The 18799-nt window shown below is 72.9% G+C and carries 15 protein-coding genes and 1 riboswitch; of the genes, 8 read left to right on the forward strand and 7 right to left on the reverse strand.

Annotated elements, in window-relative coordinates:
• Nucleotide 1 precedes the first annotated feature (1 nt).
• Entirely contained in the window at nt 2-1525 is a 1524-nt protein-coding gene (locus ABFX55_RS30660; RefSeq protein WP_346126201.1) for a glycoside hydrolase family 10-like protein, read from the reverse strand.
• A 140-nt stretch (nt 1526-1665) separates the two neighbouring features.
• Between ABFX55_RS30660 and ABFX55_RS30665 the strand changes: the two genes are divergently transcribed.
• The 3 genes from ABFX55_RS30665 to murQ are packed head-to-tail and all read left to right on the forward strand — an operon-like array spanning nt 1666 to nt 4881.
• A complete protein-coding gene (locus ABFX55_RS30665) occupies nt 1666-3072 on the forward strand; it encodes a glycoside hydrolase family 3 protein (protein ID WP_346126202.1) in 1407 nt (468 codons plus the stop codon).
• Nucleotides 3069-3929 (forward strand): MurR/RpiR family transcriptional regulator, encoded by an 861-nt coding sequence (locus ABFX55_RS30670; RefSeq protein WP_312895647.1) that lies wholly within the window; start codon nt 3069-3071, stop codon nt 3927-3929. Before ABFX55_RS30665 ends, ABFX55_RS30670 begins: the two co-directional genes overlap by 4 nt.
• A 58-nt stretch (nt 3930-3987) precedes the next feature.
• The gene (gene murQ / locus ABFX55_RS30675) at nt 3988-4881 is read left to right on the forward strand and encodes an N-acetylmuramic acid 6-phosphate etherase (protein ID WP_346126203.1); all 894 of its coding nucleotides are present in this window, start codon (nt 3988-3990) and stop codon (nt 4879-4881) included.
• 4 nt (nt 4882-4885) lie between these two features.
• On the opposite strand, the gene ABFX55_RS30680 is transcribed toward murQ, so the two are convergent.
• Nucleotides 4886-5743 carry a bifunctional methylenetetrahydrofolate dehydrogenase/methenyltetrahydrofolate cyclohydrolase gene (locus tag ABFX55_RS30680; RefSeq protein WP_346126204.1) on the reverse strand — a complete coding sequence of 286 codons (858 nt, stop codon included), beginning with the start codon at nt 5741-5743 and terminating at the stop codon, nt 4886-4888.
• Nucleotides 5744-5823: 80 nt separating this feature from the next.
• On the opposite strand from ABFX55_RS30680, the gene ABFX55_RS30685 reads away from it, so the two are divergent.
• The 3 genes from ABFX55_RS30685 to cobM are packed head-to-tail and all read left to right on the forward strand — an operon-like array spanning nt 5824 to nt 8143.
• The gene (locus tag ABFX55_RS30685; RefSeq protein WP_346126205.1) at nt 5824-6207 is read left to right on the forward strand and encodes a pyridoxamine 5'-phosphate oxidase family protein; all 384 of its coding nucleotides are present in this window, start codon (nt 5824-5826) and stop codon (nt 6205-6207) included.
• Nucleotides 6204-7400, forward strand: a complete 1197-nt coding sequence (gene cbiE / locus ABFX55_RS30690) for a precorrin-6y C5,15-methyltransferase (decarboxylating) subunit CbiE (protein ID WP_346126206.1) — start codon at nt 6204-6206, stop codon at nt 7398-7400. The genes ABFX55_RS30685 and cbiE overlap by 4 nt, the downstream gene beginning before the upstream one ends.
• Nucleotides 7397-8143 carry a precorrin-4 C(11)-methyltransferase gene (gene cobM / locus ABFX55_RS30695; RefSeq protein ID WP_346126207.1) on the forward strand — a complete coding sequence of 249 codons (747 nt, stop codon included), beginning with the start codon at nt 7397-7399 and terminating at the stop codon, nt 8141-8143. Before cbiE ends, cobM begins: the two co-directional genes overlap by 4 nt.
• On the opposite strand, the gene ABFX55_RS30700 is transcribed toward cobM, so the two are convergent.
• The gene (locus tag ABFX55_RS30700) at nt 8134-9183 is read right to left on the reverse strand and encodes a cobalt-precorrin-5B (C(1))-methyltransferase (RefSeq protein WP_346126208.1); all 1050 of its coding nucleotides are present in this window, start codon (nt 9181-9183) and stop codon (nt 8134-8136) included. The two genes, cobM and ABFX55_RS30700, sit on opposite strands and share 10 nt — an antisense overlap.
• Before the next feature lie 20 nt (nt 9184-9203).
• On the opposite strand from ABFX55_RS30700, the gene ABFX55_RS30705 reads away from it, so the two are divergent.
• A complete protein-coding gene (locus ABFX55_RS30705; RefSeq protein WP_346126209.1) occupies nt 9204-9929 on the forward strand; it encodes a cobalt-precorrin-6A reductase in 726 nt (241 codons plus the stop codon).
• A gap of 80 nt (nt 9930-10009) precedes the next feature.
• On the opposite strand, the gene ABFX55_RS30710 is transcribed toward ABFX55_RS30705, so the two are convergent.
• The 3 genes from ABFX55_RS30710 to ABFX55_RS30720 are packed head-to-tail and all read right to left on the reverse strand — an operon-like array spanning nt 10010 to nt 13460.
• Nucleotides 10010-11575, reverse strand: a complete 1566-nt coding sequence (locus tag ABFX55_RS30710) for a precorrin-2 C(20)-methyltransferase (protein ID WP_346131307.1) — start codon at nt 11573-11575, stop codon at nt 10010-10012.
• Between the two features lie 5 nt (nt 11576-11580).
• Nucleotides 11581-12201, reverse strand: a complete 621-nt coding sequence (locus tag ABFX55_RS30715) for a precorrin-8X methylmutase (protein ID WP_346126210.1) — start codon at nt 12199-12201, stop codon at nt 11581-11583.
• Nucleotides 12198-13460, reverse strand: coding sequence for a precorrin-3B synthase (locus tag ABFX55_RS30720; RefSeq protein WP_346126211.1), 1263 nt, complete (start codon nt 13458-13460; stop codon nt 12198-12200). The genes ABFX55_RS30715 and ABFX55_RS30720 overlap by 4 nt, the downstream gene beginning before the upstream one ends.
• Nucleotides 13461-13517: 57 nt before the next feature.
• Nucleotides 13518-13643, forward strand: a riboswitch (cobalamin riboswitch).
• A gap of 108 nt (nt 13644-13751) precedes the next feature.
• Here ABFX55_RS30720 and cobN point away from each other — a divergent pair.
• A complete protein-coding gene (gene cobN, locus ABFX55_RS30725) occupies nt 13752-17435 on the forward strand; it encodes a cobaltochelatase subunit CobN (protein WP_346131309.1) in 3684 nt (1227 codons plus the stop codon).
• Here the strand turns inward: cobN and ABFX55_RS30730 are convergent.
• Nucleotides 17390-18793, reverse strand: coding sequence for a cobyrinic acid a,c-diamide synthase CobB (locus ABFX55_RS30730; RefSeq protein ID WP_346131311.1), 1404 nt, complete (start codon nt 18791-18793; stop codon nt 17390-17392). The genes cobN and ABFX55_RS30730 overlap by 46 nt on opposite strands.
• Nucleotides 18794-18799 lie beyond the last annotated feature (6 nt).

Raw genomic sequence — 18799 nt, forward strand, 5'->3', positions numbered from 1 at the left:
CCTACCTGACCTGTCGTCCGCGGCTGGGGCGGCTGGTCCTGCTGACCCTGTCGACCGCCACGGCGTAGTAGTGGTCACCCTTCTTACCCTCGGCGTCGGTCCAGCGCACGAGCCTGTCGCCGGGGATGACCGCCACGAGATGACGGGCGTCGTCGAAGGCGTCGATCTCGTCGGCGGACCTGAAGATCGCGAACAGGAAGGGCTCGTGCCTGCCCGTCGCGACCAGGTGCAGTTCCACACCGCCCTGGACCCTGCGCACGTGGGCGACCACAGGCCGATGGGGCTTCTCGCCGTCGGCCAGCCTGGGCAGCAGGGGCGGGAGCGCGGGCCGCTGGTAGTGGTCGCGCACCGCGGTGCTGATCGAGCCGAGGCGGTCGGCGCGCAGGTCGTTGGCGTTGTACCAGATGTCGCCGCCGATCTGCGGGTGCGACCTGTTGAGGGTCAGGTGCTTGGACAGCTCTGCGGGGTCCTGCCACTGCGGCGCCTGCGCGGGGTCGCCCGCCTTGTAGGCGGCCTGGCCGATCCAGAGCATCGTGCCGGTGCCGTCGGCCACGTTCGACCACCACGGGACGAGCTTGGAGTAGTCGGCGGGCGGCTGGCCGATGTACCAGTAGAGCTGGGGCGCGATGTAGTCGAGCCAGCCCTTCTTGACCCAGCCGCGGGTGTCGGCGTGCAGGTTGTCGTAGGACTGGCCGCCGTTGGTCTCCGAGCCGAGGGGGTCGCTGGCCTTGTTGCGCCAGATGCCGGAGGGGCTGATGCCCCACGCCACCTCGGGCTTGGCCTCGCGCACCCGCTGCTGCATCTCCGAGACCATCAGGTCGACGTTGTTCCTGCGCCACGTGGCCAGGTCGGGGAAGCCCGCGCCGTACGTGGCGAAGGTGGCCGCGTCGTCGAAGGCGGTGGTGTTCGTCGGGTAGAAGTAGTCGTCGAAGTGCAGGCCGTCGATGTCGTAGCGGGTCAGCGCGTCGAGCATCGCGTCCTGGCAGAACTTCCGCACCTCGGGGATGCCAGGGTTGTAGTAGAGCTTGCCGCCGAAGGGCAGGATCCACTCGGGGTGCTGCCTGCCGGGGTGGGAGGGGTGCAGCTTGGAGGGGTCGGCCTGCATGGAGACCCGGTAGGGGTTGAACCACGCGTGGAAGGTGAGCCCTCGCTTGTGCGTCTCCTCCACGGCGAAACCGAGCGGGTCGTAACCCGGGTCCTGCCCCTGCACGCCGGTCAGATACTGCGACCACGGCTCGTACGGCGACGGCCAGAAGGCGTCAGCGGTCGGCCTGATCTGCACGAACACCGAGTTGAGTTTGCGCGAGACCGCCAGGTCGAGCCACGCCAGGTACTCCGCCTTCTGCTGCTCGGCGCTCAGCCCCGGCTTCGACGGCCAGTTGATGTTGACGACGGAGGCGATCCACATGCCGCGCATCTGTCGCAGCGGCGGCACGTAGTCGGGCTCGGCGAAGGCGGGCAGCGGGACGACCGAAGCGGCCGCGGCGAGAGCGAGACCCTTCAGGACGGTCCTTCTCGTGGGCATGGGGGGCGCCTCTCGGGGGGAGGTGGTTGTGTTCGAGGGCGACGATGGCAGAAAATTACCTTCAGATCAATAATCATGAAGGAAAATGCCGCCATGAGCAGACACCACTGTTTGGTCATGAGGCCGATGAAGGAGGTCTTGTGACTGACCTGTATCGACTCGCCATGGCGGTACTCCAGCCGGGCTTCGAGGGGACCACCGCCCCCGACTGGCTGAAGAAGGCGCTTTCCGACGGGCTCGGCGGCGCCGTGCTCTTCGCCCGCAACGTCTCCCCCGGCACCGCCGGCCTGGTGGCCGAGCTGCGGGCGGAGAACCCCGCGGTGGTGGTCGCCATCGACGAGGAGGGCGGGGTCGTCACCAGGCTGGAGGCCCGCGAGGGCAGCTCCTTCCCCGGCAACAGGGCGCTCGGCGTGGTCGACGACGTGGCGCTGACCGAGCGGGTGGGCCGGCAGATCGGACGGCTGCTCGCCGAGACGGGCATCACGCTCAATTACGCCCCCTCGGTGGACGTCAACGCCAACCCGGCCAACCCGGTGATCGGCATCCGCTCCTTCGGCCCGACCCCCGAGCTGGTCGCGCGCCACTCCGTGGCCTACGTCAAGGGCGTGCAGGCGGCGGGCGTGGCCGCCTGCGCCAAGCACTTCCCAGGACACGGCGACACCGTCGCCGACTCCCACCTGGAGCTGCCGACCGTGCACGCCTCGCTCGACCAGCTCCGCGCCCGCGACCTGCCGCCCTTCGAGGCGGCGATCAGGGCGGGGGTGCGCTCCGTGATGTCGGCGCACCTGCTGATCCCCGCGCTCGATCCGGAGCGGCCCGCGACGCTCAGCCGTACCATCCTGACCGGGCTGCTGCGTGAGGAGCTGGGCTTCGACGGGATGGTGGTCACCGACGCGATCGAGATGAAGGCCGTCGCGGCGATGTATCCCCCCGGCGAGATCGCGGTGCGCGCGCTCAACGCGGGCGTCGACGCGATCTGCGCGGGCCTGGTCACCGCGGAGGGCCTGTACGAGATCCGCGACGCGATCGTGGCGGCCGTCAGGGACGGCTCGCTGCGGGAGGAGCGTCTGGCCGAGGCCGCGGGCAGGGTCCTGGCCCTCTCGGAGTGGCACCGCGCGCAGCGGTCCGAGGTGGAGGCCGACGACGGGGCGGGGCTCGAGGCGGCGCGCAGGGCGCTCACCATCACGGGCGAGGCCAGGCTGACCACCGCGCCGCTCGTCGTGGAGGTCAACACCAGGCACAACCAGGCCATCGACCCCGACACGCCCACCGGGCTCGCCGCCGCGCTCGGCGAGCTGCTGCCCGGCACCACGCGCGCCGGCAAGCTCCCCTCCGAGCTGGGCGACCAGCCTGTGGTGCTGGTCATCCACGACGCGGCGCGCCACCCGTGGGTGCGGGAGACGGTGGCGGAGGCCGTACGGCGCCGCCCCGATGTGATCGTCGTGGAGACGGGCATCCCCGCCGAGCCCGCGGGCGCCACCTACATCGCCACGAACGGCATCTCCAAGGTCTCGGCCAAGGCGGCGGCCCAATGGCTGACCCGATGAACGAGCCCGTGAACCCGGTCCTGCAGGTGCGGGCGGTGCTCCCTTCGCTCACCCCCGCGGCCCAAGCCATCGCCAAAATCATCCTGGATGACCCCGGCGTGGTCGTGCGCAGCACGATCACGGAGTTCAGCGCCGTCTCCGGCACGAGCGAGGCGACGATCGTGCGCACCGCCCGCGCGCTCGGCTACTCCGGCTACTCCCAGCTCCGCTTCGCGCTGGCGGGAGCGGTGGCCAGGGAGACGCCCGAGCGGCTGGTGCCGGGCGACCTCGGCCCCGACGACCCGCTCACCGACGTGATCGCCAAGGTGACCAGGGCGGAGGTCGACGCGCTGTCCGACACCGCCGAGCAGCTGGTGCCCGAACAGCTCGGCGAGGTGGTGGCGGCGATCGCCGCCGCGCGCAGGATCAACGTCTACGGCGTCGGCGCCTCGGGCCTGGTCGCGGCCGACCTGGCGCACAAGCTCATGCGCATCGGCCTGTCCAGCCATCCCTTCAGCGACGCGCACCTCGCGCTGACCAGCGCCGCGCTGCTGCGCGAAGGCGATGTCGTGGTGGCGGTGAGCTGCTCGGGCGAGACCACGGACGTGATCGTGCCGACCAGGACGGCGAAGGAGTCCGGCGCGCTGGCGGTGGCCATCACCAACAACCCGCGCTCGTCGCTCGCCCAGGTGGCCGACCACGTGCTGGTGTCGGCGGGGCGGGAGACCGCCTTCCGTCCGGGGGCCCTGGCCAGCAGGATCAGCCAGCTGCTGATCGTGGACTGCATCTTCGTCGGGCTCGCCCAGCGCACCTTCGACAGCTCTGAGACGGCTCTGCGGGCGACCAGGGAGGCGCTCAAGGTTTTCAGGACCCGGTGAAGGAAATTTTCATCTATAGTCATTGCTGATTAGATTTTCGCCATTCCACGGGGGAATCATGTTGCGCGATCTCGTCACCGAGCAGCAGCTGCCCGGCCTCGACGACCTCGACGGGCTCAGCACACTCGACCTGGTCAGGCGCATGGGCGAACAGGACGCGCTGGTCCCCACCGCGGTGGCGGGGCAGTCGGCGCGGATCGCCGCCGCCGTGGACGCCGTCTCCGCGCGGCTGCGGGAGGGCGGCAGGCTGATCTACCTCGGAGCGGGCACGGCGGGGCGCATCGGCATGCTGGACGCCAGCGAGTGCGGTCCCACCTTCGGCACGACGTCCGAGGAGGTGTTCGCGCTGATCGCCGGTGGCCCCTCGGCCTTCGCGGTGGCCGTGGAGGGGGCGGAGGACTCCGCCGCGCTCGCCGTCTCCGACCTGACGGAGGTCTCGCTGACGGCCGCCGACGCGGTGGTGGGCATCTCGGCCAGCGGACGCACGCCGTACGCGGTGGGCGGCGTGCGGCACGCCAGGGCCCTGGGCGCGATGACGGTCGGGGTGGCCTGCAACGAGGGATCCCCTCTCGGCCAGGCCGCGGAGATCGCCATCGAGGTGGTGGTGGGGCCCGAGTTCCTGACCGGCTCGACCAGGCTCAAGTCGGGGACGGCGCAGAAGCTGGTCTGCAACATGATCTCGACGTTGACGATGGTCAGGCTGGGACGCACGCACGGCAACCTGATGACGCACCTGGTGGCCTCGAACGAGAAGCTGTGGGCGCGCGCGCACGACCTGGTCTCGTCGATCACGGGGCTGCCGGACGCCGAGGTCGAACCCGCGCTGCAGGCGGCGGAGGGCTCGGTGCCGACGGCGGTCATCATGCTGCTGACCGGCGCCGACCCCGACCAGGCCCGCGAAGCCCTCGCCCGCACGTCGGGCAACCTCCGCGAGGCGCTGCGCTCCTTCTGATCTCCTACTGCTGGGCGAGAGAGCGCTCGGCCGCCTCCACCACGTTCGACAGCAGCAGGGCGCGCGTCATCGGGCCCACGCCGCCGGGGTTCGGGGTGAGGAAGCCCGCGACCTCGGCCACGTCCGCCGCCACGTCACCGGCGATCTTGCCGTCGACCCGCGAGACGCCCACGTCGAGCACCGCGGCGCCCGGCTTGACCATGTCGGCCGTGATGAGCCCTGGAACGCCTGCCGCCGCCACCACGACGTCGGCGCGGCGCACGTGCGAGGCCAGGTCGGCGGTACCCGTGTGGCAGAGGGTCACGGTGGCGTTCTCGCTGCGGCGGGTCAGCAGCAGGCCGAGCGAGCGACCCACCGTGATGCCGCGCCCGACGACCACGACGTCGGCGCCCTTCAGCGGCACACCGTACTCCTGGAGCAGCAGCACGATGCCGTGCGGCGTGCAGGGCAGCGGGGCGTCGACCATGTGCACGAGGCGGCCGAGGTTGATCGGGTGCAGGCCGTCGGCGTCCTTGGCGGGGTCCATGCGCTCGAGCAGGGCCATGGTGTCGAGGTGCCTGGGCAGCGGGAGCTGGACGATGTAGCCGGTGCACGAGGGCGAGGCGTTGAGCTCGTCGAGAGCGCCCTCGACGTCGGCCTGGGAGGCGCTCTCCGGCAGGTCGACGCGGATGGAGGCGATGCCGACCTCCGCGCAGTCGCGGTGCTTGCCCGCCACGTAGATCTGGCTGCCGGGGTCGTCGCCGACCAGCACGGTGCCGAGCCCGGGGACGACGCCACGCTCCTTGAGCGCGGCCACCCGCGTGGTGAGGTCCGCCTTGATCTTGGCCGCGGTGGCCTTGCCGTCGAGTTTCACTGCGCTCATGTCCCCCATCCTTCCAGAACGTCCCCGTGGGCCGGTCGCTACGCTGGCCCGTGCACGAGAAACGGACGGAAGGGGCGAAGGTGGATCTGGCCGCGCGGGGAGCGGAGTTCGCCGCATTCTGGCGGGAGCGGCACCTGTGCACGCTGACCACGGTCCGCCCCGACGGCACGCCCCATGTGGTGCCGGTGGGCGCGACGCTCGACCTGGAGGCGGGGATCGCCAGGGTCATCACGTCGGGTCGCTCCCACAAGGCCCGCCTGGTCGCCGGCGGCGCGCTGGTCGCGCTCTGCCAGGTCGACGGGCGGCGCTGGTCCACCCTCGAAGGGACGGCCGTGCTGCGCACCGAGCCCGACCAGGTCGCCGACGCCGAGGCCCGCTACACCACCCGCTACAAGCCGCCGCGTCCCAACCCGGACCGGGTGGTGATCGAGATCACCATCACGAACACGCTGGGCAACGTGTGATCACCGTCGTCGGCATAGGCGCCGACGGCTGGGACGGCCTCCCGCCCGCCGCGAGGCAGGCGATCTCCGAGGCGGCCGTGCTGGTCGGCTCGGCCCGCCAGCTCGACCTCGTGCCCTGCACCGGCGCCAGGAAGGCGCGCTGGCCCTCGCCGCTGCTGCCTTCGCTGCCCGATCTCGTCTCCGAGCCGGGCACCTGCGTGCTGGCCAGCGGCGATCCGATGTTCTTCGGCATCGGCGCGACGCTGGCCCGGACGGTCGGCCCCGAGAACCTGCGGATCCTGCCGCATCCCTCCAGCCTCTCGCTGGCCTGCGCGCGGCTGGCATGGCCCGTCGAGGAGACGCCGGTCGTCAGCCTCGTCGGCCGTCCGCTCGACGCGCTGCGCGCCGCCGTACTGCCGGGGCGCAGGCTGCTGGTGCTCACGGCCGACGGAGAGGGCCCCGCCCAGGTGGCGGAGGTGCTGAGAGAGCACGGCTACGGCGCGAGCGTCCTGCACGTGCTGTCACGGCTCGGCTCGGCGGAGGAGTCACGAGTGACGGGCCTCGCCGCCGCGTGGGAGGCGAAGGGCGAAGAACTGAACGTGGTCGCCGTCGAGTGCGTGGCCGACCAGGGCACCGTGCCGCTGCCACTGGTGCCGGGGCTGCCCGACGACGCCTTCGAGCACGACGGGCAGCTCACCAAGCGCGAGGTGCGCGCGGTCAGCCTGGCGCGTCTCGCGCCGCTGCCCGGCCAGTCGCTGTGGGACGTCGGCGCGGGCGCGGGGAGCGTGGCGATCGAGTGGATGCGCACCCACCCGTCGTGCCGGGCGGTCGCGGTGGAGAGCCGTCAGGAGCGCGCGGCCAGGATCGCGCGCAACGCCGCCGCGCTCGGCGTGCCCGGCCTGCGGGTGGTCACGGGCAGGGCGCCCGAGGCGCTGGAGGGACTGCCGACGCCCTCGGCGGTGTTCGTCGGCGGCGGCGCGACCGTCCCCGGACTGCTCGAGACCTGCTGGGCCGCCCTGCCGCGGGGCGGGAGGCTGGTGGCCAACGCCGTCACGCTGGAGTCGGAGTCCGTCCTGACCGGCTGGTACGGCAGGCACGGCGGCGACCTGGTCCGCCTGTCGGTCAGCAGGGCCGCCCCCGTGGGCGGCTTCACCGGCTGGCGGAGCATGATGCCGGTGACCATCTGGACAGCGACCAAGGAGAGCCGCACGTGACCGTCCACTTCATCGGCGCGGGCCCCGGCGCGGCCGACCTCATCACGCTGCGCGGCCTGCGGCTGATCGAGTCCTCGCCCGTGTGCCTGTACGCGGGTTCGCTGGTGCCCGGCGAACTGCTGGAGTCGTGCCCGCAGGGCGCCCGCCTGGTCGACACGGCGAACCTCACGCTCGACGAGATCGTCGCCGAGCTCGCCGCCGCGCACGCCGAGGGGCTGGACGTGGCCAGGCTGCACTCCGGCGACCCTTCGGTGTTCAGCGCGATGGCCGAGCAGATGCGGCGGCTGGACGCGCTCGGCGTGCCGTACGAGGTGGTGCCAGGGGTGCCCGCGTTCGCCGCCGCCGCGGCGACGCTGGGCAGGGAGCTGACCGTGCCAGGCGTCGGGCAGACGATCATCCTGACCCGCACGTCGGCACGGGCCACCCCGATGCCGCGGGGAGAGGACCTGGCGACGCTCTCGGCGAGCGGTGCCACGATGGTGCTGCACCTGGCCGTCCAGCGGATCGCGCAGGTGGCGCAGGAGCTCGTGCCCGGTTACGGGGCCGAGTGTCCCGTGGCGGTCGTGGCCAGGGCCAGCCGCGAGGACGAGCTGGTCATCAGGGGCACGCTCGCCGACATCGCCGCCAAGGTGAGCGAGGCGGGCGTGGTCAGGACCGCGGTGATCGTCGTGGGCAGGGTGCTGACCGCCACGCAGTTCCCCGACAGCCACCTCTACTCCGCCGAGCGATGCCGTCAGCCGTGACGGCCCACGATCGCCCCCGCTCTGTCGATCACCACGACGTCCACCTCGACGGGCGCGCCGCGCAGCACGCCCGCCGCGGTGGCGTGGGCCCGCTCGGCCACCAGGTCGCCCAGCGGCTCGCCCGCCTCCTGGGCCAGGCGCAGCGCGTGCAGGGCGGTGTTGGCGCCCCTGATGCGCTCGGCCAGCTCCGGCGCGGCGACCAGCCCCGCCAGCAGGCCCAGGTTCACCTGCGAGCGGCCCGAGTGCAGGTCGAGGTGGCCGTCGGCGAGCTTGGACAGCTTTCCCACGCCGCCCGCGATCGTCAGCCTGGGCACGGGGTGGCGGCGCAGGTACTTCAGCACCGCCCCCGCGAAGTCGCCCATGTCGAGCAGCGCGTCGTCGGGCAGGCCGTACAGCTCGGCCGCCACGCGCTCGGAGGTGCTGCCCGTGCACCCCGCCACGTGCGTACGGCCTGCGGCGATGGCCACGTCCACGCCCCTGCGGATGCTGTCGATCCAGGCCGAGCACGAATACGGCACGACGATGCCCGTCGTCCCGAGGATCGACAGCCCGCCCAGGATGCCGAGCCTGGGATTCCAGGTGCGCTTGGCCAGCTCCTCACCGTGTTCGACGGAGATCTCCACGACGACGTCGCCGTGGCCGCCGATGGCCGCGATGTGCTCGGCCATCATGCGGCGGGGCACCGGGTTGATGGCGGGCTCCCCCACCTCCAGGGGCAGGCCAGGCTTGGTGACCGTGCCCACGCCCCGGCCTGCCGTGAACGTGATGCCGGTGCCGGGGGCGGCCTGCCGTACGGTCGAGGTGATCAGCGCGCCGTGCGTCACGTCGGGGTCGTCGCCCGCGTCCTTGACCACCGAGGCCGAGGCGAAGCCGTCGCCGAGCGACTCCCTGGCCAGCGCGAACGCCGGACGCTGCCCCTTGGGCAGGGTGATCGTCACAGGGTCGGGGAAGTCGCCGGTGAGCAGCGCCGTGTACGCGGCCGCCGTCGCGGCGGTCGCGCAGGCGCCGGTGGTCCAGCCGTGACGCAGTGGCGTGGTCATGCTTCGAGGATGGGGGACGAATGCGGAGGGTTCTGATCCTGGGTGGAACGGCGGAGGCGCGCGCCCTCGCGGCGGAGCTCTCCGGACGGGTCCACGTGGTGTCGTCGCTGGCGGGACGGGTGCGCGATCCCCGGCTGCCGGTGGGCGAGGTCCATGTCGGCGGGTTCGGCGGGGCCGAGGGGCTGGCGGCGTGGCTGTCCGCCGAGCGGATCGACGCGGTCGTGGACGCCACGCATCCCTTCGCGGCCAGGATGACCGCCTCGGCCGTGGAAGCCTGCGGTACCACCGGGACGCCCTTGCTGGTGCTGCGGCGGCCGGGATGGGCGCACAGACCGGGATGGCGGCAGGCCGACTCCCTGGAGGAGGCCGCGCGCCTGCTGCCCTCGATGGGCAGCAGGGTGTTCCTGACGACGGGACGGCGGAGCATGCCGGTGTTCGCCGGGCTGACCGACCTGTGGTTCCTGGCCAGGTCGGTCGATCCCCCCGAGCCGCCCATTCCCGGAAATTTCCTGATACTGCTGGCGCGCGGGCCGTACACGGTCGAGGGTGAGCGGGAGCTGATCCGCGCTCACGGGCTCGACGTGCTGGTCACCAAGGACAGCGGCGGCTCGCTGACGGTCGCCAAGCTCGACGCCTTCGAGGAGGCGGGACTGCCGGTGGTCGTGGTCCGCAGACCGCCGCTCCCCGAGGGCCCGGTGGCCGTGGAATCCCTGGCGGCCGCCGCGGCGTGGGTCCACGCGGTGTAGCAGGTTCCGGGAGCGCACGCCGGGGAGCGCCTCGGGATTCCGAGGTTCCACCCCGTGGAGCGCCTCGGGATTCCGGGGGTTCACGCCGGGTAGCGACGCGGGGTGTAGACGGTGCCGCCGTCCGTCGCACGGGTGGTGGAGGAGCCGATGATGAGCAGGCAGCGCATGTCCACCTGCGCGGGGTCCAGCTCGCCGAGCGTGGTGACGGTGATCGTCTCCTGCGGGCCTCCGACGTCGCGGCCGATCACCACGGGGGTGGCCGGGTCGCGGTGCTCCATGAGCAGGTCGCGGGCGGCTCCCACCTGCCAGGTACGGCTGCGCGAGGCGGGGTTGTAGATCGCCAGCACCAGGTCCGCCATCGCGGCGGCGCGCAGCCGGTCGGCCACCACCTCCCACGGCTTGAGCAGGTCGGACAGGGAGATGACGCAGTAGTCGTGCCCGAGCGGCGCGCCCGCCCTGCTCGCCACGGCGTGCGCGGCCGTCAGCCCGGGGACGATCCGCACAGGGACGCCGGGAAAGTCCTCCGCCGCCTCCAGCACGGCGCTCGCCATCGCGAAGACGCCGGGGTCGCCCGAGGAGACGACGGCCACCCTGCGGCCTTCGCCGGCCAGCGACAGAGCGTGCGCCGCGCGCTCCGCCTCGACCCTGTTGTCGGTGCGGTGCCGGATCTGGCCAGGCCGCTGCGGCACCCTGTCCACGTAGGGGCCGTAACCGACCAGGTCGGTCGCCTCGGCCAGCACCTGCCGGGCCTCGGGGGTGAGCCACTCCTCGCCGGCGGGCCCGAGCCCGACCACGGCCACCCCCACCCAGTCCCCCTCGCCACGCCCCTCGTCGCGACCCGTGAAAAGCCCCGACGTTCCGTCGCGACCTGCGGAAAGGCGCGGCTCGTCGCGCGTGCCGTCCGCGGAGAGCGCCGGCAGGTCGGCGCGCCTGCTGCCGCTGGGCAGCATCGCCAGGGAGAAGTAGGGAACGCTGGCCGGATCCACATCCTTGAGGCGCTCGATCCGCTGGTTCGCCGTGGTCGCCCGCTCGACGTACCAGGCCTCGTCGAGCCGTCCGGCCTCCGCCAGGGCGTCCCTGACCTTCTCGAACGTCCGCCCCAGCTTGAGCACCGCCACCGAGTCCGCGCTCCTCAGCTTCTCGGCGATCACCTCGGCGGGAAGCGTGCCGGGCAGGACGGTCAGCGTCTCCTCGTGCTCCACCAGCGGACGCCCCAGCACCGCGGCGGCCCCCGCCACCGACGTGACCCCCGGCACCACCTCGGTCTCGTAGCGATGGGCCAGCCGCTTGTGCATGTGCATGTAGGAGCCGTAGAAGAGCGGATCACCCTCGCACAGCACCACCACGTCCCTGCCCGCGTCGAGATGAGCCGCCAGCCGGTCGGCGCACTCGGCGTAGAAGTCGTCGAGCGCGCCCTGGTAGCCGCCGGGATGGTCGGTGCTCTCCGTGGTCAGCGGATACTTCAGCAGTTCCTCGGCCTGGCCCTCCCGCATGTACGGCAGCGCGATCGAGCGCGCGATGCTCCTGCCGTGCCTGGCGCTGTGATAGGCGATCACGTCGGCCTGGCCGATCAGCCTGGCCGCCTTCACCGTCACCAGCTCGGGATCGCCAGGACCCAGGCCCACGCCGTACAGCCGTCCCGCCACCGTGTTCACTCTCGCTCACTGGCGATCGCGTTGACCGCGGCCGCCGCCATCGCACTGCCGCCCCTGCGGCCGTGCACCACCAGATACTCCAGGCCGCTGCTCGCCAGGGCCTGCTTGGACTCGGCCGCGCCGATGAAGCCCACCGGGATGCCCAGCACCGCCGCGGGCCGGCCCGCGCCCTCCTCTACCAGTTCGAGCAACCTGAACAGGGCCGTCGGCGCGTTGCCCACCGCGACCACCGCGCCGTCCAGCCTGTCGCGCCACAGCTCCAGCGCCGCCGCGCTGCGCGTGGTCCCTGTGCTCTCCGCCAGCGCGGGGACGCTCGGATCGCCGAGCGTGCAGACCACCTCGTTGTCGCGCGGCAGGCGGCTCCTGGTCACGCCCGAGGCGACCATCATCGCGTCGCAGAGGATGGGCGCGCCGTCCCGCAGCGCCCGCCTGGCGTCGGCGACGACCTTCTCCGAGTAGCCGAGGTCGGCCACCAGGTCGGTCATGCCGCAGGCGTGGATCATGCGAACGGCCACCTGGGCGACGTCCTGCGGCAGACCGCTCAGATCGGACTCCGCACGGATGGTGGCGAACGAACGCCGGTAGATCTCGGCGCCGTCACGGATGTAGTCGCTCACATGTCCCCTCTGGTCTCTGTCTTCTCGGTCTTCTCTGTCTTCCTGCCATGCCCGACCCGGTAGCCGGTCGGGGTGGCGACCACGTCGACGACCTCTCCCTTCGGACGCCCGCACCGCCGCTCACACCCGGCCCAGTGAACGAGGACACCCTCGGGGACGGCCGGCGTGGACGGCTCTCGTGTGCCGGTGGCCCACCGCCTGGCATCGCCTTGGACGTCGGCGAGCGACTTGGCGCACCCGGGACTCCCGGTACAGGCGCTGAGCCCCGCCCAGGCGGTGCCGGGCCCGGTGACCAGCCCCGCCCTGGTGAGCTCGTCGGCGACCCGCTCGACGTCCTCGGGACGGAGGTCGGGAAGGACGGCCGTCCGCCAGGGCGTGACCCGCACCTCGCCGGCCACGTCGGCGAGGGCCCTGGCCTGGTCCGCGGAGAGCCGTCCCAGCGGGACCACCACCTCCAGGGCGACCCGGCCGTCCCGCTGCGGGACCACCCGCGCGTCCGGCGCCCGTAAGCTCCCGATCTCTCGGGAGAGACGGCCCGGTGACACGCCCCCGTCCCTCGATGCGGCCGGCTGCAGGCGGGAAGCGAGCAGGGCGGGGCCGTCGGGTAGGTCACTGACGCGCCAGGCCGTGCCACCGGACAGCTCGAGGAAGGCCGAGGCGGCCGCGAGCATCGAAGGGACCACCTCGTCCACGAGCACAGGGATCCCGGCCGTCGCCCCTCCGAGGTGGAGGAGGCCGCCGGAGGGCGAGGTGGCCAGGAAGGTCACGTCGGCGCCGATGGGGAGCAGGTCGCCCGTGCCGTCGTCGAGGGCGAAGAGGAACCGGCCCGACAGCTCGGCCAGCTCAGGACTCGCGCACAGCCCCCGGTCCAGGGCCGTGACCAGCGGACGCACGTCCACCAGAGACGCGTCCACCCGCCCGGCGAGCGGCGAGGCGAGGATGTTGCGCACCCGCTCGTGCGTCTCCGACGGCAGCAGCCCCACTGCGGCGATCCGAGCGGCGAACGCCCCCGCTTCCGCCGCCGATGGAGCGGCGGTGGAGGGGAGGCCTCTGAGCTGGAGGTTGGCGCGGGAGGTCAGTTCGATGACGCCCGAGCCCAGCTCGGCGGAGCAGTCGGCCACCTCTCGCAGCTGGGTAGCGGACAGCGCGCCGCCCGGGATGCGGATGCGGGCGAGAGCGCCGTCCGCGGCGATGTGGACCTGTAGCGCCCCCGGACAGGCGTCAGGGCGCACATGTCCGTAAAAGTCGGCTATGTCCACGGGGAGGATGGTAACCCGTCCAAAACCCTCTAGGCTGATCGCAGACGAGGGCGAACGGAGGAAGCCGGTGCGATGCCGGCGCGGTCCCGCCACTGTAACCGGGGAGCGAACCCCACCGAAGGCCACTGTCCGGCGACGGACGGGAAGGCCGGGGTGAGCGTCGATCCGGAAGCCAGGAGACTCCCGCTCTCGTGACACCCGCGACCGGGGCGAGGACCCCGAGGGAGGAGTTCCGCCGTGCCCGAGGCGACCCCCGAAACCCCGTCACAGGCGACCCCCGACGCCCAGAGCGTGGTGCTGTTGCTCTCCACCTCCGACACCGACCTGCTGAGCGCCAGGGCGAGTGGCGCCGCGTACCGGCTGGGAAACCCCGCACGGCTGACACCCGAGGAGCTGCCCGCGCTGGTCGAAGGCGTCGACCTGGTGGTGGTGCGGCTGCTCGGCGGGCGCAGGGCGTGGGAGGAGGGCCTCGACCGGCTGCTCGCCGGCCCCAGGCCGGTAGTGGTGCTGGGCGGGGAGCAGGCGCCTGACGCCGAGCTGATGGAGCTGTCCACGGTCACCGGCGGCACGTGTGCCGAGGCGCACGCCTACCTCGCCCACGGCGGCCCAGGCAACCTGGCCGAGCTGCACGCCTTCCTGTCGGACACGGTGCTGCTGACCGGGCACGGGTTCGCCGCACCCGAACCGACGCCGACGTGGGGCCTGCTCGACGAAGAGCCCCGATCCGCCGCCGACCCCGGCGACGAGCGCGGGTCCACCGCCGGCCTCCACGAGGGGCGCGGTGCGGAGCGGCCCGTGGTGGGGGTGCTCTACTACCGGGCGCATCACCTGGCAGGGAACACCGCGTTCGTCCGCGCTCTCTGCGAGGCGATCGAGGAGGCGGGCGGGCGCGCGCTGCCCGTCTTCTGTTCCTCGCTGCGTACGGCGGAGCCCGAGCTGCTCTCCGTGCTGAGACAGGCCGACGCGCTGGTGGTGACCGTACTGGCGGCAGGGGGCAGCAGGCCGGCGACCGCGGGAGCCGGAGGCGACGACGCGGCGTGGGACGTCGGCGCGCTGGCCGAGCTGGACATCCCCATCCTGCAGGGCCTCTGCCTGACCACGAGCAGGCAGGCGTGGGAGGAGAACGACGACGGCCTGTCCCCGCTGGACGCCGCCTCGCAGGTGGCCATCCCCGAGTTCGACGGCCGGATCATCACGGTGCCGTTCTCGTTCAAGGAGGTGGACGAGGACGGCCTGACCGTCTACGTGGCCGATCCCGAGCGCGCGGCCCGCGTGGCGGGCACCGCCGTACGGCATGCGAGGCTCAGGCACGTCCCGAACGCCGACAAGAAGCTCGTGGTGATGCTGTCGGCCTACCCGACCAAGCACGCGAGGATCGGCAACGCGGTCGGCCTCGACACCCCCGCGAGCACCGTGAAGCTGCTGGCCAGGCTGGCGGAGGCCGGCTACGACCTGGGCGAGGGCCTGCCCGGCGTGGCAGACCAGGACGGCGACGCGCTGATCCACGCCCTCATCGCGGCGGGCGGGCAGGACCAGGAGTGGCTGACGGAGGAGCAACTGGCCGCCAACCCCGTGCGCATCCCCTCCGCCACCTACATCGAGTGGTACGCCACGCTCCCCGAGGAGCTGCGCGAGGCGATGGAGCGGCACTGGGGCCCGCCGCCTGGCGAGCTGTTCACGCACGAGGGCGACATCGTCCTGGCCGCGCTCAGGGCGGGCAACGTCGTGGTGATGGTGCAGCCGCCTCGGGGTTTCGGCGAGAACCCGATCGCGATCTACCACGACCCCGACCTGCCGCCCAGCCACCACTACCTGGCCGCCTACCGGTGGCTGTCGGCGGAGTTCGGGGCGCACGCGATGGTACACGTCGGCAAGCACGGCAACCTGGAGTGGCTGCCGGGCAAGTCGGCGGGGCTGTCGGCGGCGTGCGGTCCTGACGCGGCGCTGGGCGACCTGCCGCTGGTCTACCCGTTCCTGGTGAACGACCCCGGCGAGGGGACGCAGGCCAAGCGGAGGGCGCATGCCGTCCTGGTGGACCACATGGTGCCGCCGATGGCCCGCGCGGAGACGTACGGGGACATCGCCAGGCTGGAGCAGCTCCTCGACGAGCACGCCTCGATCGCGGCGATGGACCCGGCCAAGCTGCCCGCGATCAGGGCGCAGATCTGGACGCTGATCCAGGCCGCCAGGCTCGACCACGATCTTGGACTGGCCGATCGGCCGCACGACGCGGAGTTCGACGACTTCCTGCTGCACGTGGACGGCTGGCTGTGCGAGGTGAAGGACGCGCAGATCCGCGACGGCCTGCACGTGCTCGGCGCCGCCCCCGAGGGCGCGGTGCGGGTGAGCCTGGTGCTGGCCATGCTGCGCGCCCGCCAGATGTGGGCGGGCGCGCAGACACTGCCGGGGCTCAGGGAGGCGCTGGGTCTCGCCGAGGACGGCAGCGCGGGCCTGGGCGACGTGGACGCCGCCGAGGAGAGCGCCAGGGCGCTGGTCGAGGGCATGGAGGCAAGGGGCTGGGACCCCGCCGCCGCCTCCGAGGTGACCGAGTCGATCCTCGGCACGACAGGGCTCTCCGCGCGGGAGCTCGCGCTCGGCGGAAAGCCGGAGGCCGGGCGGGAGACGGTGGCGCGGATCCTGGAGTTCGCCGCCACCGAGGTCGTCCCCAGGCTCGCCAGGACGACCGACGAGATCGACCACCTCCTGCACGCGCTCGACGGCGGCTACGTCCCGGCAGGGCCCAGCGGCTCCCCGCTGCGCGGCCTGATCAACGTCCTCCCGACCGGCAGGAACTTCTACTCGGTCGATCCGAGGGCGGTGCCGAGCAGGCTGGCGTGGGAGACGGGCCAGGCGATGGCCGAGTCCCTGCTGGCCCGCTACCGCGCCGAGACCGGCGAGTGGCCGAGCTCGGTGGGGCTGTCGGTCTGGGGCACCAGCGCGATGCGCACGGCGGGCGACGACGTGGCGGAGGTGCTCTCGCTGCTCGGCGTGCGCCCGGTGTGGGACGAGGCGTCGAGGCGGGTCACCAGGCTCGAACCCGTGCCGCTGGAGGAGCTCGGCCGTCCGCGCATCGACGTGACGGTCCGCATCAGCGGCTTCTTCCGCGACGCCTTCCCGCACGTGGTGGCCATGCTGGACGACGCGGTGCGCATGGTGGCCGCCCTGGAGGAGCCCGCCGAGGACAACCACGTGCGCGCCCACGTCGCCGCCGACCTGGCGGGACACGGCGACGAGCGCAGGGCCACGATGCGCGTCTTCGGCTCGCGCCCCGGCGCGTACGGCGCGGGCCTGCTCCCCCTCATCGACAGCCGCAACTGGCGCGACGACGCCGACCTGGCCGAGGTGTACGCGGTGTGGGGCGGCTTCGCCTACGGCCGCGACCTGGACGGCGTGCCCGCCCGCCAGGACATGGAGAGCGCCTACCGCCGCATCGCGGTCGCGGCGAAGAACATCGACACCCGCGAGCACGACATCGCCGACTCCGACGACTACTTCCAGTACCACGGCGGGATGGTGGCGACCGTACGGGCGCTGACGGGACGCGCGCCCGCGGCCTACGTGGGCGACAGCACCCGCCCCGACGCCGTGCGGACGCGCACGCTGTCGGAGGAGACCTCGCGGATCTTCAGGGCGCGCGTGGTGAACCCGAACTGGCTGGCCGCGATGCGCCGCCACGGCTACAAGGGCGCCTTCGAACTGGCCGCGACCGTCGACTACCTGTTCGGCTACGACGCCACCACCGGCGTCATCGCCGACTGGATGTACGACAAGCTCACCGAGGCGTACGTGCTCGACCCCGAGAACAGGGAGTTCATGGAGCGGTCGAACCCGTGGGCGCTGCACGGGATCGCCGAGCGCCTGCTGGAGGCCGCCGAGCGGGGGATGTGGGAGCACCCCGACCCCGACGTGCTGCGCGACCTGCAGGAGGCCTACCTCAAGGCGGAGGGCGATTTGGAGGACGACACCAGCCGCTGAGCGGCGCTCGGCGTGCCGGCCCAGTGCAGGTGCAGGTAGGAGGCGGTCAGGAGCGGGTCGCCGTGGCCGTCTCCGCCGCCCTCCCACCGGAAGAGCGGCTCGCCGTCCGTGGTCACCGCCGTTCTGTGGAACTCGTGCCCCCTGTACGGCTCGCCTGCGCGGGTGAGCAGCGAGTCGCGGGTGGCGACGGCGTCGCGGTAGCCGAGGGTCAGCCTGGGCGTCATTTCCGCCTTCGCCGGGATTTTTCCGCACATGGTGTGGTCGTCGAGGCTCTCGCACAGGTACAGCAGTCCCGCGCACTCGGCCGCGACAGGGCCGGGGAAGGCGGCGATCCGGCGCTTGAGCGGCTCGTTGGCGGCCAGGTCGGCGGCGTACATCTCGGGGAAGCCGCCGCCGATCACGACGCCAGCCGTCCCCTCCGGCAACGCCTCGTCGCGCAACGGATCGAAGGTCGCCACCTGAGCCCCTGCCGCCTGGAGCAACTCGGCGTGCTCGGCGTACCCGAAGGTGAACGCCGCGCCCCCTGCCACCGCGACCACCGGCCCGCTGCCACGACCGCCTCGCGGCGCACCGGCCGAGGTCTCCGCCAGGCTGCCCTCTGGCACGCGCCGCGCAGCCTCGGGCATGCGCCCCGCAGGGGTGGCCAGCGCCTCGCCGGGGCTCCACGGCCGTTCGGGCAGCGCGGGAGCCGTCCGCGCGAGTCGTACCAGCGCCTCCAGGTCGCACGAGCGGGCCACCAGCTCGCCCAGCCTCTCCACCGCCGCAACCGCCTCCGCCTCACGCTCGGCGGCGGGGATCAGGCCCAGGTGGCGCGAGGGCGTGGAGACCGCGTCGTCGCGTCGCAGCGCGCCCAGCACCCGCACCCCCGCCGCGGCCAGCGCCGAACGGCACAGCTCCTCGTGCCGGTCGGAGCCCACCCTGTTGAGGATGACGCCGCCCACCCGCACGCGAGGGTCGAAGGTGGCGAACCCGTGCACGACGGCCGCCACCGACCTGCTCTGACGGGCGGCGTCCACCACGAGGACGACAGGGGCGTCCAGCAGCCTGGCGACGTGCGCGGTCGAGGCGAAATCGGTGTCGCCCCTGCCGTCGAACAGCCCCATCACGCCCTCGACCACGGCGAGGTCCGCGCCGCGGGCGCCGTGCAGGAACAGCGGCCGCACGGTCGACTCGCCGGTCAGCCACGGGTCGAGGTTGCGGCCAGGCCGTCCGGTGGCCAGCGCGTGGTAGCCGGGGTCGATGTAGTCGGGGCCCACCTTGTGCGGCGAGACCCGCAGCCCGCGCGCCCGCAGCGCCGCCATGAGCCCCGTCGCCACGGTCGTCTTGCCGCTGCCCGAGGCGGGCGCGGCGACCACCAGGCGCGG

This window comes from Nonomuraea roseola (genome assembly GCF_039535395.1).
GTDB classification, from domain to species: domain Bacteria; phylum Actinomycetota; class Actinomycetes; order Streptosporangiales; family Streptosporangiaceae; genus Nonomuraea; species Nonomuraea roseola.